Genomic DNA, 14,581 nt, shown 5'->3' with positions numbered 1-14,581 from the left:
CCGCCGATGCCCACGGCATGGGCGAGCGATTCAAAGTAGGAGGGACTCGCCCCGAGCGGGACGACGTCGCCTTGCCTGCCGCCAGGCCGATCCGGTGCGTCTGCGCTTCACTTGACACACCCTACAAGAGGGGCTCGTGACCGGGTTTGAGGATGGATCCGGATCGGCTCAAGGTGCGTGCGAGCCGTGCAGGAACGCCCCACCGTCGGCTTCAGCACATGTAGTGTGTGTCAAGCGAAGCGCGGACGCACCGGACCGCCGATGCCCACGGCATGGGCGAGCGATTCAAGGTAGAAGGGACTCGCCCCGAGCGGGACGACGTCGCCTTGCCTGCCGCCAGGCCGATCCGGTGCGTCTGCGCTTCGCTTGACACACCCTACAAGAGGGGCTCGTGACCGGGTTTGAGGATGGATCCGGATCGGCTCAAGGCGCGTGCGAGCCGTCCAGGAACGCCGCGCCGTCGGCCTTCAGCTTGTGGAGCGAGGGCCCGTGCAGGTACATCATGTGGCCCGCCTCGTAGGTGGTGGTGGAGATGTTCCCGCGGATCGCCGGGTCGAGCCCCAGCCGGGCGAGCGCATGGTCCACGGCGCGATACGGCGTGGCCAGGTCGTAGTAGCCGGAGGCGATCAGCACCTTCATGTGCGGATTCTTGGTGAGCGCCTCGCTGAGCGGCCCGGTCGTGGAGGGATAGCCCATCCGGACGTCGAAGTCCCAGCGGCCGACGCCCTCGCCGAGGATGTAGTACGGGACATCCGTCTTGTAGCCGAGCTCCGTGCGGATGTAGCGGTTGAAGGCCGACGTGTATGACGCGCGCACGGCCGAATAGCTCGGGTCCGTGGCGGGCTCGCCGGACGAGGACGGGGAGAGGTTCTCGATCCCCTCGTAGCGCGAGTCGAACCGGCCGACCGAGCGGTGCTTCGCCTTGAGCAATTCCTTGCGGAAGACGTCGAGCTCGAGCCGCAACTGGTGGTCGGCGATCGTGGTCGCGTCCAGGCCCGTGAGCCTCGCCAGGCCGGCGGCGACCCGCTGCTTCTCCTCGTCGGTCAGGCGGTCGCCCCGGGCGAGGACCGCCGCATATTCACGATCGACGAACGCCTCCGCCTCCTTGAGCACGGCGGGCAGGCCCCCGGCCTGGAGGTCGGCCGGCAGCTTCTTGTGATACCAGGCGGTGGCCGCATAGGACGGGAGATAGTTCAGGAACGGGAGGTCATTGCCGGTGTTGAAGACGAATCCCTGGTAGTCCAGCGCGCAGGACACCAGGATGATCCCGTTGAACGCGATGCCCTTCTCGACGAGGTGGCCCGCCAGCCCCGCGGCGCGAGTGGTCCCGTAGCTCTCGCCGATGACGTAGAGCGGGGAATCCCAGCGATCGAACCGGGTGAGGTACATGCGGACGAACTCGCCGACCGATTCGATGTCGCCCTTGAGCGAATGGAACTTCTGGTTCAGCTCCGGCTTGGCCGCGCGCGAGTAGCCCGTCCCCACCGGGTCGATGAAGACCATGTCCGTCCGGTCGAGCCAGGTGGCCGGGTTGTCGACGACGCGGAACGGCGGTGCCGGGATCGTCGGCCCCTGGGGAGCCGGCACGAGCCTCGGCCCGAGCGCCCCGATGTGCAGCCAGACCGAGGCCGAGCCGGGCCCGCCATTGAAGCTGAACAGGACCGGCCGCGGCGAGCTCGCCTTCGGCTCGTCGAGGTGATACGCCATGAAGAAGATCCGCGCCTCGGTCTCCCCCTTGGCGTCCCGGATCGGCATCAGGCCGACGGTCGCCGTGTACTTCAGCTCCTTGCCGCCGACCGTCACCGCGTGATGCGTCACCACCGGCTCCTCGTCCGTCGAGGACTTGCCGGCGTCCTTCTTCTCTTTCTCCTTGTCCTTGGGCTTCTCCTCCGCCTTCGGGGAGTCCTTCTTCTTCGGCTTCTCCTCCGCCTTCGGGGAGGGCTCCTGGGCCCTCGACGGGCTCGTTTGCAGGGCCGCCAGGGTCAACACCATCGTCAAGGTCGCGAACGCGCTCAGGATGCGGGTCATCTTCGGGGTATGCCTCAATAGCTGGTCGATGCGGTGAGGAATCCGACGATCGGGCAGATTAGACGATGAGTGACGCGGCGCGTTCTCGCAAGAGCGAAGATCCCTCGGGGGGCCGAGCGGCGGGCCCTCCCGGGATGGGACGATTCGGAGGAACGGGGGATTCTCCGGCGCTGGTCTGCTATCATCACGCCCGTTCGTCAGGTCTTCCTCGGGGCTGGGAGAGCTCGCGATGCCGATCCAGGTCACGTGTCCCGCGTGCGCGTCCGGATTCAACCTCGGCGAGGAGCACGCGGGCCGCAGGGTCAAGTGCCCGCGGTGTCGCGCCTCCATCGCCGTGCCGACGACTCCGGAGCTGGACGTTCACCAGGCCGGCATCGTCTTCGACAGGTTCTTCCTCGACGCCTTCGCGCTGACTCAGCCGATGCCGCTCCCCGCCGAGCATCCCCCGGCCCCGGGCGACCTCGCCGCGGCCAAGGCGGAGTTGATCGACGCCCGCCAGGACATGCAGGTCCGGCGCGGTGATAACCTGTCGGCTCTGCTCCGCTGGAATGTTGTCCATCCTCGCGCGGAGAAGGCCGAGGCGGCCGCCCTCCTGCTCCGCGCCGGGCTCAAGGTCAGGGCCGAGGACTTCGAGCTCGACGCCCCGACCCTGCCTGCGGCCGAGGCGGCGCTGGCGCGTGCGAGCGACGGCGAGCGGAGGGTCATCGCGGCCCTCGAGCCCTTCGCCGAGGCCGCGGCCCGGCGGCTGACGGCGACGGTCGGCCTGCTCGAGCGCGACGACGTGGCCGAGCGGGGTGCCGGCGGCCCAGGACGCCGCGACGAGGCCCGGAGGATCTATCCGAGCGCCGCCTTCCTCGCGACGGAGGTCGTCGGCCGGACGGCGGGCTTGATGGGCTCGGCCAAGGTCCTCGCCCACCTGGTCCTGCGGATCCGGGACGAGAAGAAGCCGAAGGAGGCCCTCCTCGAATCCGCCTTCGCGGCCGGCCAACGCCTCCGTGCCGGGGTGGACGACATCCGCCGCATCCTCGATCGGACGTCGGCGACCTTCCTCGAGGATGAGGACGGGCCGTTTCCTCTGGTCCGGTTCTTCATCCCGGATCTCCCCGCTCCCCAGGATGTGATCAACCTGATCGAGGCGGCGGACCAGGTCAACGACCGGATCTTCACGGTCTACCGTCAGCTCCTGGGCCGGCTCGCCGTCTCCGCCGAGGAGGTCGAGCGCCTCCTCGGCCTGCCGCCGCTGAAGGCCGAGGCGGATTGACGGCCACGTCGGCCGGACGCTCATCGTCGCGGGGCCGGGATCTCGGACTCGGGCGGGTCCTGGGGCGTCACGCGAAGCGCGGACCTCAGTCGTGCCAGCTCGGCCTCGAGCTCCTTGCGGGCCGTTGCGTACTCCGGCTCCGAAGAGACGTCCCGCAGCTCGAGGGGATCAGCCTGGCGGTCGAAAAGCTCCCAGGTGTCGATGTCGGAACCATAGAAGTGGACGAGCTTGTAGCGATCGGTGACCACGCCGTAATGGCGGCGGACGTCGTGCACGGCGGGGTATTCGTAGTAGTGATAATAGAAGCTCTTCCGCCAGTCGGCCGGCGTGTCGCCGCGGAGGATCGGGACCAGGCTGCGCCCCTGGATTTCGCGAGGGACGGGGACCCCGGCCGCCTCCAGCAGCGTGGGGGCGAAGTCGACGTTCGAGACGATGTCGGCATTCACCGAACCGCGTTTCGTGACGCCCGGCCAGCGGACCAGGAGGGGCGTGCGGAGCGACTCCTCGAAGATCCATCGCTTGTCGAACCAGCCGTGCTCGCCCAGATAGAAGCCCTGGTCCGACGCGTAGACGACGATCGTGTTGTCGGCCAGCCCCTCGCGGTCCAGATAGTCGAGCAGGCGGCCGACGCTCTCGTCGACACCCTTGATGCAGCCCAGGTAGTCGTGCAGATACCGGTTGTATTTCCAGCGGACGAGATCGGCGCCCTGCGGGGCCTGGCGGCGGAAGGCCGCGTTGCGGGGCTCGTAGTAGGCGTCCCAGGCGCTGCGCTGGTCGGCGTCGAGCTGCGCGGGGGGCGTCAGCTTGAGGTCCTTGTCGTTCATCGTCCGCGCGATCGTCATGTCCTGGCGGTGCTCGGCCGGGCCGCGGCCGGAATAGTCGTCCAGGAGCGTGGCCGGCGGCGGGTAGACCCGGTCCTTGTCGTGATCGAGATGACGCAGGGCCGGCTCCCATTCGCGGTGGGGGGCCTTGTGCTGGCACATCAGGAGGAACGGCCGCGATCGATCTCGCCGGCTGAGCCAGTCGAGCGAGAGGTCGGTGATGACGTCGGTGACGTAGCCGTGGTGCTTCGTGCGGCCGCCGGGCTTGAGCATGGGCGGATTGTAATAGATCCCCTGGCCCGGCAGGACCTCCCACGCGTCGAAGCCCGTCGGGTCGCTGTTGAGGTGCCACTTGCCGAAGATGGCGGTCTGGTAGCCCGCGGCGCGGAGGAGCTTGGGGAACGTCACCTGCGAGCCGTCGAAGCGGATGCCGGTGTTGTTGTAGAAGCCGTTCAGGTGGCTGTACTTGCCGGTCAGCACGCAGGCTCGGCTCGGCCCGCAAATCGAGTTGGTGACCAGGCAGCGGTCGAACCTCATCCCCTCGCCGGCGAGGCGGTCGAGGTGGGGCGTGTCGATGAGCCGCCGCGGATCGCCGTAGGCGCTGATGGCCTGATAGGCGTGATCGTCCGAGAAGATGAAGACGATGTTGGGACGGGCCTCGGAGGCGACGGCCCGGCCGGGCGGGCTCGTCGCCGCGATCAGGGCGGCGAGCCCGAGGGCGAGCGTGGCGACTCGCGTCGCGTCGGGACGAGGGGCGATCCGGAGTCGAGGGTGAACGTGAACGCGTGGCATGCCGAGGATCTCCGAGTGATCGAGCTGACCGATCGCACGATACACGATCGGCCGGCCGAAATCAGCGCGGGGCCCGGCGGCATGCCCGCCCTCGGCGTCACTTCTTCTTCGCGGCGGGCTCCGGAGTCGCCTCGTGGGCGCCAGCGGGTCGCGGGGCGGCCTTGAATTCCTCCGGAGTCATGGACCTGATCGTCCGATTCAGCAGGAGGACCTGGCCGCCGCTGGTCGGCACGCTCTTCTCGTAGGCGAGGATCTCCGCGGTGTCGGCGTGGCCGGGATCCTCGTCGAGATCGGGGAGCTTGGCGTTGTAGAGGAGGATGACGTCGCCCTTCTCCAACGCCTGGAATCCGTTGGCCCCCATGGTCCTTGATGTATTGAAGTCGGAGAGCTTCTGGGGGGGCTTCTGCTTGGTGAACTGGTAGTTCCGGCAGAGCTCCGCGATCTGAGTCAGGCTGTCCTGGACCGCGGCCTCCGGGGGCAGCGTCGAATTTGCACCGCCGCCGCACCCGGCCGACAGGAGGGCCAGGCAGCAGGCGGCGAGGGATATCCTGGGCATGATCGGCTCCCGATGGGATGAGACGCCGGCGGCTGGGCCGGCGTCCCGATCCGTGGACGATTCGGCGGACGGCAACCTGGCGCCGCCGGCCTCGGGCGGGTCAGTACGAGTCGGCGCTGATGACCTCGCCGCCGGCCCGGGTGCCCAGGGCATTCCAGGTGGAGAGGTTGATCGAGTTCTTGAAGAACCGCACCGAGCCGTCGGCGAAGGCCGCATTGGCGCCGCCGGGGTGATAGCTGCGGGCGGCCAGGTGGGTCCTCGAGAAGTTGTTGATGGCCGTCGTGTCGGCGGCCGTGCCGCAGTCGCGGAGCGGGCTGTTGGGCGGCAACGTGTGGGTGTAGAAGGCCGTGGGCCCGAACGCTCGGTAGTACTCCTGGCCGCGATAGCGATAGGTGCTGTAGCGGCTGGCGACGTCGCAGGTCGGCGGGGCGAGGTTGTCCAGGTTCGCGCTATAGATGAGGGCCACCGTCGGGTCGGTGACCGGCGGCAGCGTCGTCCCCACCTCGTGGCCGCGCCACGCCTCGGCGAAGGCCGCCGTGTTGCTCGTGCCGTCGGTGACCGAGGCGACGCGGACGCCGGGCACCTTCAGGTAGTCGGCGTTGGGCGTCGTCCCGTTGCAGAGCGGGGTGCCGTAATTCACGGCCGCGTTGTAGATGCCCAGCCGCCCGGTGATCGACTCCATGTTCGTGTAGGTCGAGCCCGCCTCCTGGGCCGCCGTGGCGCCCAGGCTGGCGAAGTAGTTGCAGTACGCGATGTTGTCCCCGATCCGCTGGTCGGCGCCGTCGGACGGGCAGATGAACGCCGTCACGAGCGTCGTCTGCGCCGTGCCGTTCGGCGTGATCGTGCCCCCGACGTTGTACGTACACATGTCGATCTGTATGTTGAAGGCGGAGTAGATCTGCGACTGCTCCATGAAGGGCATGAGCTGCCCGAGCACGCTGATCCGGCAGCCGCCCACCTGGGAGGTGCAGTTCTTGATGTTCTGGACCGGGAAGAGGCCGTACCCCGGCGGATACGTCCCGTTCGCCGACTCGAAGTTGGCCGCGGCCAGCCCGAGCTGCTTCAGGTTGTTGGTGCACTGGGCCCGCCGCGCCGCCTCGCGGGCCGACTGCACGGCGGGGAGCAAGAGCGCGATGAGGACCGCAATGATGGCGATGACGACGAGGAGCTCGATCAGCGTGAAGCCCACGCGGGCTCGAAGACGGCGGCGGGATCCCATGGGTGGCTTACTCCCGGTTCCAGGATGAGTCGGATGGGTCGAGAAATGGGAGGGTGGCCGACGGGGGAGCGTCGACGACTCGCGTTTCGAGGACAAGGCGGCCCGGAGGTGGCGGGCCGACAAAGGGGCGGCGACCTGAGTTACCGGAGCGGCCCGCGCTCGCGACGGATCGCCGGGCTCACCTGAGCGAAGGATCCGCGGGGGAGGGACGAGCGGGTCGGAATCGGCCGCCTCGCCGCAACCGGCGACCGACTCGGGAGTGAAACTCTAGCACGCATCGCCACCGCTGACAAGAGAATCTTCATAAGATCTTTTCGATTCATTCCCGCATCAGGCTTGGATGAGCAAGTTTTTGAAAGAGCGGGCCGCCATGAGGAAGACCGGCCTGGATTGAGACTCGATCCGAGGATTGCCGGCGGGCTGGACGAGGTTGACCTCGCCGTCGCCGGCCCCGAGGATGGCAATGGCCGGAGCGATCAGCCATCGGCCGATCGGCTGGCATTCCGGGAGGTGGAGCGTGCGGGATTCTCGACATCGCGCGGCCTCGGTGCTGGCGGCAGCGGTGCTGGTCGCGGGGCTGGCCGGCGATCTCCCCGGGGCGAGCGCCGGCGCCCCGGCCCGGCGGCCGAATCTCGTCGTGATCGTGCTCGACGACCTTGGCTACAGCGACCTCGGCTGCTACGGCGGGGAGATCCGCACGCCGAACATCGATCGGGTCGCGGCCGACGGCATGCGGTTCGCCCGATTCTACAACGCCTCGCGGTGCTGCCCGACGCGGGCCGCCCTCCTGACGGGGCTGTATCCGCATCAGGTCAATCTTGGCTCGAACGGCCGGGACCTGGGCCGCAACGGCGCGACGATCGCGGAGCTGCTCCGCGCCGCCGGGTATCGGACCGCGATGGCGGGCAAATGGCACCTGTCGTCCACGACCCCGCTGGGGGGCAAGGAGCGCGGGGCGGGGCACATGGCCTGGCTCAACCATCATGCGAATCTCGACCGGCCCTTCGCCGACGTCCGCACCTACCCCGTCAACCGGGGCTTCGAGCGGCACTTCGGCCCGATCTGGGGCGTCGTGGATCATTTCGATCCCTTCTCGCTGGTCGAGGGCACGGAACCGGTGAAGGCCGTCCCGCCGGGCTTCTACCTCACGGACGCGATCACGGCGAAGTCCGTCGAGTACATCCGCACCATGGCCCGCGATGATCGACCGTTCTTCCTCTACGTGGCCCATTGCGCCCCGCACTGGCCCCTGCACGCGCTCCCCGAGGACATCGCACGCTACCGGGACACCTACCGCGGCGGCTGGGATGCCCTCCGCGCGTCGCGATATCGCCGCCAGGTCGAGATGGGGCTCGTCGATCCGGCGACACACCCCCTGCCCCCCCTGGACGGCCGTGGCCCGGACTGGACCGCGATGGACGACGCCGATCGGGACCACGCCGCCGCCCTGATGGCGGTCCACGCGGCGATGGTGGATCGGGTTGACCAGGGCGTCGGGGCCATCGTCCGGGCGCTCGAGGAAACCGGCCGCGCGGACGACACCTTGCTGCTCGTCCTGGCCGACAACGGGGCCTCTCCGGAGCGTTACCTCAACCCCGGATTCGACCGGGCGACGGAGACCCGCGACGGCCGGCCCATCCGCTACGAGGGACGGTTCGAGCCGGGCCCGGAGACGACCTGGGGGTATATCGGCCCGCGCTGGGCCAGCGCGGCGAACACGCCGTTTCACTACTGGAAGGCGGAGTCGTTCGAGGGAGGCTGCCACGGCCCGCTGGTCGTCCGGTGGCCGAACGGCCTGAAGGCTCCGCGCGGGACAATCAGTCGGTCGATCGCGCACGTGATCGACCTGATGCCCACGTGCCTCGACCTGGCCGGGGTCCCCTATCCGGGACGATACGACGGCCATGTCCTCCTCCCTCTCGAAGGAGTGAGCCTGCGGCCGGTGCTGGAGGGCGGACCTGCGGCAACCGGACGGTCGCTCTTCTTCGAGCACGAAGGGGGCCGCGCGGTGCTCTCCGGCGGCTGGAAGGCGGTGGCCCACCCGCGGGGCCGCTGGGAGCTCTATCACATCGAGTCCGACGCCACCGAGACCCGCGACCTCGCCGCGGCGGAGCGCGCACGCCTCGCCGAGCTGACGGCATCCTGGCGGGCGTGGGCCGGTCGCGTTGGGGCGGCGATACCGAAGGAGCCGACGGGTCCCTGATCGGGCCGCCCGAACCGCACCCGACCCGCCCGCCGCTGGCGAGGCGTCGAGGCTGGTGCTAATAATGTACAATCGCCTACGATCGGCGGGATTGCCGCCCTTCACAACCTCACCGAGGACCCTCCCCGTCATGAACCGAACGATCGCGCCTCTCTCGCTCACCGTGATCCTGGCCATCGCGTCCCAGGGGGCATCGGCCCAGCCCTCCGGAGCCGCGAATCCCTCGCGACCCGCGGGCATCCCCGCAATCGCCTTCCACCCCCTTCCGCTGGGCTCCGTCAAGCCGGCCGGCTGGCTCCGAGAGCAGCTCAGGATCCAGGCGGCGGGCCTGGGCGGCCACCTCGACGAGTTCTGGCTCGACATCAAGGACAGCGCCTGGATCGGCGGCAAGAGCGAGGGCTGGGAGCGGGTCCCGTACTGGCTCGACGGGCTCGTGCCGCTGGCCTACCTGCTGGACGACGCGGCGCTTCAGGCGAAGGCGAAGCGGTTCATCGACTACATCCTCGACCATCAGCACCCCGACGGCTGGCTCGGTCCGATCGGCGACACGGCCGGCCACCAGCCCTATGACGCCTGGCCGCTCTTCCCCCTGCTCAAGGCCCTGGCGCAGTATCAGGAGGCGACCGGCGACCCACGGGTCATCCCCGCCATGTTGAAGTGTGCCAGGCGGATCGAGAAGGCCATGGATGACAGGCCGCTCTATAGCTGGGCGCGGATGCGGGTGGCCGACTTCGCCGTCCCGATGCTCTGGCTGGCCCTGAAGTCCCGCGAGGCCTGGCCGATGGACGTCGCCCGCAAGGCATACGCCCAGAGCCACGACTGGAAGGCCCAGTTCGACGACTTCAAGTTCACCGGCCGCACTCGGGACAAGTTCGACCTGGACACCCACGGCGTCAATACCGGCATGGCCCTGAAATACGCGGGGATCCGCTACCTGCTCACCGGGGCCGAGGCGGATCGGGACGCCATCTTCCCGATGCTGGAGAAGCTCGACAGGTACCATGGACAGGCCACCGGGATCTTCACCTGCGACGAGCACCTCGCCGGGCGGAATCCCTCCCAGGGGACCGAGCTCTGCACCGTGGTCGAGGCGATGTACTCCCTCGAGCTCCTCGCCGCGGTCGTGGGAGATGCCCGCCTGGGCGACCGTCTGGAGAAGCTCGCCTTCAACGCCCTGCCCGCCACGTTCAAGAAGGACATGACCGCCCACCAGTACGACCAGCAGGCCAACCAGGTCCTCTGCGTGAAAGAGGGCGATCATCTTTATGTGAACAACGGTCCGGATTCCAACCTGTACGGCCTCGAGCCCAACTTCGGCTGCTGCACCGCCAACTTCCACCAGGGCTGGCCCAAGTTCGCCTCGTCGCTCTGGATGAGGTCCGCCGACGGCGGCCTGGCGGCCGTCGCCTACGCCCCGTGCGTGGTCGAGGCGAAGGTGAAGGGCAAGCCGGTCCGGCTGGAGGTCAGGACCGACTACCCATTCCGCGACCTGGTCGAGATCGTCGCCACGGCATCCGAGCCGGTGGACGTCCCGCTCCGCCTCCGGATCCCGGCCTGGGCGAACGGGGCCAGGGTCGCGGTCGGGGACGCGACCTCCACGGTCGCCTCCGGGACCTTCCACGAGCTGACGCTGGCCGTGGCCAAGGAGGCGAAGGTGACGCTCCGGCTCCCCGCCGAGCCGCGGCTCTACCACGGCTTCAACGACTCCGTGGCCGTGGAGCGGGGGCCGCTCGTGTTCGCCCTGCCCGTCCGCGGCGAGTGGAAGAAGGTGAAGGACAATCCGCAGTTCGCCGACTGGGAAGTGCGGCCGGCGTCGCCGTGGAACTACGCGCTGGAGATCGACCGCGTCCATCCCGAGAAGTCGATCGCCTTCGAGGACAGGCCGGTCCAGGCCTCGCCGTTCGCGACCGAGGCCCCCGCGCTGATCGCCCGCGTGAAGGGTCGGCGGCTGCCCGGCTGGGTCATCGAGAGGGGGGCCGCGGCGGCACCGCCGTCGAGCCCGGCGAGGAGCGACGCCGCGGAGGAGGAGCTGAGCCTCGTCCCCTACGGCTGCACCGACCTGAGGGTCACCGAGTTCCCGACGCTCGACGGCTCGGGGCGATAATCGGCGGGCGGATCGTCCGGTTCGGATGGAGGGCGAAGGGGACGCGCATTGCTCATGGGCTCGCTCCGAAACCTGCTCTCGACACCGATCGACGCGGCGCCGGAGGCCCTCCGGCGGCAGTCGATCGTGTTCAAGCTCACGCTCTTCGTCGGGCTCCTCGTGGCGCTGACGGCGGGGACGCTGATCACGATCGGCTATGTCTATACGGGGCAGATTTTCGGGGAGCAGGTGAGCAGCCGGCTGTCGGCCGTGACCGAGGATCGCCGCGCCCTCCTGCTCGCGGAGATCGCGCACCTGGACGAGCGGATCCGGACGCTCGCCAGCCGCTATCGCCTGCGCGAGTCGCTGGAGTATTACCTGCCCGGGCATCAGCGTCCCGCCGGGGGGGCCGCTCGGGCCAACGTCTGGTCGCTCGACGAGGTCCGCGAGGACACCGAGGGCCTGCTCGCGCTCTGGATCGAGGACTCCCAGCGGCGTCGGGTCGCCTCCACGGGGCCCGGAGACCTGATCGACGTCTTCGCGGCGATGCCGCGACCGTCCGGAGACGAGGCGAGTGCCGGTGACGGGCCCGCCCTCATCGGGCTGCCGAGGCTCGTCGACGGCAGGACCGGCGCGCTCTTCGTGATGCCGGCCCGCACCCGGGCCGGCGAGGTTGTCGGGTCTTACATGCTCGTCATGGACCTCGGCCCGATCGTCGCCCACATCGCCCCGCCCCGCCACCTCGGCGAGACCGGCGAGGTCCTCGTCGGTGTCGCCGCCGGGGACCGGATCCACTACCTCTTCACGCCCCGGCTGGAGCCGCATGATCTCGAATTCCCGGCGGGCCGCGTCCCGGCCATGAGCCGGGCCGTCGCGGGCGAGAGCGGGTTCATGCGCACCACCGACCACGGCGGCCGGAATGTCCTGGCCTCCTATCAGCCGGTCGGATATCGCGGCTGGGGGCTCGTCGCCAAGATGAACGTGGACGAGGCGTACGCGCCGGTCCGCCGCCTCCGCCGGCTGCTCCTGGGCGTCGGCGGCCTGATCCTGGCGATCGGCCTGGCGGCGTCGTACGCGATCGCCCGCCAGCACACCCGGCCCATCCGCAAGCTCGCGGCGACCGCGGATGCCATCGCGCGCGGAGACCTCGGCGCGGCCTCGACGATCGAAGTCCCGCCCGGCGACGAGGTCGGCACCCTCGGCCAGGCCTTCCATCGGATGAGCCATCAGATCGCGCGGGCGCATGCGGACCTCGAGCGGCGGATCGCCGCCAGGACCCGGGACCTGGAGGCCGCACGCGACCTGCTCGGGTCGCTCTTCGAGATCTCGACGTCCCGGCTCGACCCCCAGAACATCCACAAGATGTTCGGGTCGGTACTCCGGTCGTGCCATCAGCTCGGCTACGACCTGGCGATGATCTCCCTCGTGGATCGCGAGGCCGGCGTCGTGCGGGGGGTCCGCGGCGAGGGGACGATGAGCGAGCTGGTGGGCCTGACCGTCCGTCCCCTGGACGGCGAAGACATCCTGGCCGAGGTCGTCCGCCGGGGCCGAGCCGTCGTGATCCCGGACTCCTTCAAGGACCCCCGCTGCGACCAGCGGGCGGTGGAGCTGGCGGGGATCCACGGCCAGATCATCCTTCCCCTTAAGGGGGACGAGGTCATGGGGACCCTCCAGGTGGCGACGCCGGAGTTCCTCGACCCGGAGCGCGTGGACCTCCGCCCCCTGGAGACGCTCGCCAGCCACACGACGAGGGCGCTCGACGCCCTCCGCCACGTCGAGGAGATCGCCCGGCTCAACCGCAGCCTGGAGGGGCAGGCGGCCGAGCTGAAGAAATCGGAGGCCGCGCTCCGCGAGCAGACGGGGATCCTCCGGTCCGTCCTGGACTGCATGCGCGAGGGGGTCGTCGTCGCCGACCGCGACGCGCGGCTCCTGGTCCTCAATCCGGCCGCGGAGCGGATGCTCGGGAGCGCCGATCACCTCGACGACGGTGGCCGATGGAATCCGCTCTACGAGGTCTATCGGCCCGACCGGGTCACCCGATTCGCGACCGAGGAGCTGCCCCTCTACCGGGCCATCCGCGGCGAGGTCATCGACCTGGCCGAGCTTTACATCGCCCACCCGAGCCTCCGCGACGGCTCCTCGATGCTGGTCAACGCGCGCCCCCTCCGCGAGGAGCACGACGAGATCCGGGGAGGGCTTGTCGTCTTCCACGACATCACCCGCCTCAAGGCCGACGAGCGGAGGCTGGCCGTCCAGTACGCGGCGACACGGGTCCTCGCCGAGAGCGACTCGCTGAACGAGGCGAGTCCGGCCATCCTGGAGATCATCGGCCGCGGCCTGGACTGGGACTTCGGCGCCTTCTGGCGGGTCGACGCCGGCACTAGGTTGGTCCGCTGCGTGGCCACCTGGCGGACGTCCGGCGACGACCTCCCCGTCTTCGATGCGGCCACCAGGGCCGCGGCCTTCGCCCCCGGCGAAGGGCTCCCCGGCCGGATCTGGGCGGGTCGTCGGGCGGAGTGGATCGCGGACATCGCCGCGGATCCGGACTTCCGCCGCAAGGCGCCCGCCGCGGCGGAAGGACTCCACTCGTCCTTCGCGGTCCCCATCCTGGTCCGCGGCGAATGCCTGGGCCTGATGGAGTTCTTCAGCCGATCCCCGCGCGCCGTCGACTCCAACCTGATGGAAATGGCCACCAACCTCGGCCGACAGATCGGCCAGTTCATCGAGCGGCAGCAGATCCATTCGCGGATGGTCCAGTCCGAGAAGCTCGCGTCGCTAGGGATGCTCAGCGCGGGGGTCGCCCACGAGATCAACAACCCGCTCGCCTACATCGCCAACAACCTCGCCGTCCTGGAACGCGACCTGGATTCCACGCTCAGGCTCCTGGCCATCTACGACCGGGCCCGCGAGGTCCTCGCCGCCCACGCGGCGGGCATCCTGGAGGAGGTCGATCGGCTGGACGAGGAGTGCGACCTCGGCTACATCCGGTCGAACCTGGGCAAGATCCTCGCCAGCACCCGCCAGGGCGTGAAGCGGGTGGCGGAGATCGTCAACAACCTCCGCGGCTTCACCCGGCTCGACCGGGCCGCGGTGGACCAGCTCGACGTCCACGAGGCCCTCGCTGCCGCCCTCGAGATGATCCGCGGCCGGCTCGAGCGGCGGCGGATCGCCGTCGAGGAAAAACTCGGCGCCCTGCCCAACGTCGCCGCATCCCCGGTGCAGATCAACCAGGTCTTCCTCAACCTGCTGGTCAATGCGATGCAGGCCATCGAGTCCGCCCGCTCCGACGGCGGCCGCATCGAGATCCGCACCTCGCTCCTGCCCTCCGACGAGTTGATGATCGAGATCGGCGACAACGGCTGCGGCATCCCGCCCGACGTGTTGCCCCACATCTTCGACCCGTTCTTCACCACCAAGAAGGTGGGCGACGGCACCGGCCTGGGCCTGAGCATCACCCACGGGATCATCCAGGACCACAACGGCCGGATCGAGGTCGACAGCACCCCCGGCCAGGGGACCACCTTCCGGGTCATCCTCCCCGTCTCCCGACGCACGGGCGGCCGGCTGCCTCCACCCCCGTCGTGAGCCGCTCGCGCGACGAACGCGAGGGTCCGAAAA

8 protein-coding genes are annotated in these 14,581 nt (G+C 69.4%); 4 read left to right on the top strand and 4 right to left on the bottom strand.

The genetic code is table 11. The features are described 5' to 3' along the window. Positions 1-423 precede the first annotated feature (423 nt). The gene (locus G6O54_RS34850; protein WP_165234892.1) at positions 424-2,028 is read right to left on the bottom strand and encodes a S10 family peptidase; all 1,605 of its coding nucleotides are present in this window, start codon (positions 2,026-2,028) and stop codon (positions 424-426) included. 229 nt (positions 2,029-2,257) lie between these two features. Here G6O54_RS34850 and G6O54_RS34845 point away from each other — a divergent pair, with 229 nt between their 5' ends. Then, entirely contained in the window at positions 2,258-3,289 is a 1,032-nt protein-coding gene (locus tag G6O54_RS34845) for a zinc ribbon domain-containing protein (protein ID WP_165234889.1), read from the top strand. 20 nt (positions 3,290-3,309) lie between these two features. Here G6O54_RS34845 and G6O54_RS34840 read toward each other — a convergent pair whose 3' ends face one another. From G6O54_RS34840 to G6O54_RS34830, 3 genes are all read right to left on the bottom strand, one after another. Further along, positions 3,310-4,902, bottom strand: coding sequence for a sulfatase family protein (locus G6O54_RS34840; RefSeq protein ID WP_165234885.1), 1,593 nt, complete (start codon positions 4,900-4,902; stop codon positions 3,310-3,312). Between the two features lie 97 nt (positions 4,903-4,999). Next, on the bottom strand, positions 5,000-5,458 hold the full coding sequence (locus tag G6O54_RS34835; RefSeq protein WP_165234882.1) for a hypothetical protein: 459 nt from the start codon (positions 5,456-5,458) through the stop codon (positions 5,000-5,002). Positions 5,459-5,558: 100 nt separating this feature from the next. Then, positions 5,559-6,677 (bottom strand): DUF1559 domain-containing protein, encoded by a 1,119-nt coding sequence (locus tag G6O54_RS34830; protein ID WP_165234879.1) that lies wholly within the window; start codon positions 6,675-6,677, stop codon positions 5,559-5,561. Positions 6,678-7,194: 517 nt separating this feature from the next. Between G6O54_RS34830 and G6O54_RS34825 the strand changes: the two genes are divergently transcribed. The 3 genes from G6O54_RS34825 (at position 7,195) to G6O54_RS34815 (ending at position 14,548) form a co-directional block, all read left to right on the top strand. After that, positions 7,195-8,880 carry an arylsulfatase gene (locus G6O54_RS34825; RefSeq protein ID WP_165234876.1) on the top strand — a complete coding sequence of 562 codons (1,686 nt, stop codon included), beginning with the start codon at positions 7,195-7,197 and terminating at the stop codon, positions 8,878-8,880. Positions 8,881-9,010: 130 nt separating this feature from the next. After that, a complete protein-coding gene (locus tag G6O54_RS34820; protein WP_165234873.1) occupies positions 9,011-10,984 on the top strand; it encodes a beta-L-arabinofuranosidase domain-containing protein in 1,974 nt (657 codons plus the stop codon). Between the two features lie 54 nt (positions 10,985-11,038). Continuing rightward, positions 11,039-14,548: a GAF domain-containing protein gene (locus tag G6O54_RS34815; RefSeq protein ID WP_165234871.1), complete on the top strand. Its 3,510-nt coding sequence runs from the start codon at positions 11,039-11,041 to the stop codon at positions 14,546-14,548. Positions 14,549-14,581: the final 33 nt, after the last annotated feature.

The sequence above is a fragment of the Aquisphaera insulae genome (assembly GCF_011064615.1).
Taxonomy (GTDB): Bacteria; Planctomycetota; Planctomycetia; order Isosphaerales; family Isosphaeraceae; genus Aquisphaera; species Aquisphaera insulae.
Note: the sequence above shows the minus strand (reverse complement) of the source record. Positions and strands in the feature narration are given on the sequence as shown.

Bases quoted from the DNA above. Each gene is read 5' to 3' on its own strand.
- G6O54_RS34845 (WP_165234889.1), top strand. From the start codon at position 2,258: ATGCCGATCCAGGTCACGTGTCCCGCGTGCGCGTCCGGATTCAACCTC.
- G6O54_RS34850 (WP_165234892.1), bottom strand. From the start codon at position 2,028: ATGACCCGCATCCTGAGCGCGTTCGCGACCTTGACGATGGTGTTGACC.
- G6O54_RS34830 (WP_165234879.1), bottom strand. From the start codon at position 6,677: ATGGGATCCCGCCGCCGTCTTCGAGCCCGCGTGGGCTTCACGCTGATC.
- G6O54_RS34815 (WP_165234871.1), top strand. From the start codon at position 11,039: ATGGGCTCGCTCCGAAACCTGCTCTCGACACCGATCGACGCGGCGCCG.
- G6O54_RS34840 (WP_165234885.1), bottom strand. From the start codon at position 4,902: ATGCCACGCGTTCACGTTCACCCTCGACTCCGGATCGCCCCTCGTCCC.
- G6O54_RS34820 (WP_165234873.1), top strand. From the start codon at position 9,011: ATGAACCGAACGATCGCGCCTCTCTCGCTCACCGTGATCCTGGCCATC.
- G6O54_RS34835 (WP_165234882.1), bottom strand. From the start codon at position 5,458: ATGCCCAGGATATCCCTCGCCGCCTGCTGCCTGGCCCTCCTGTCGGCC.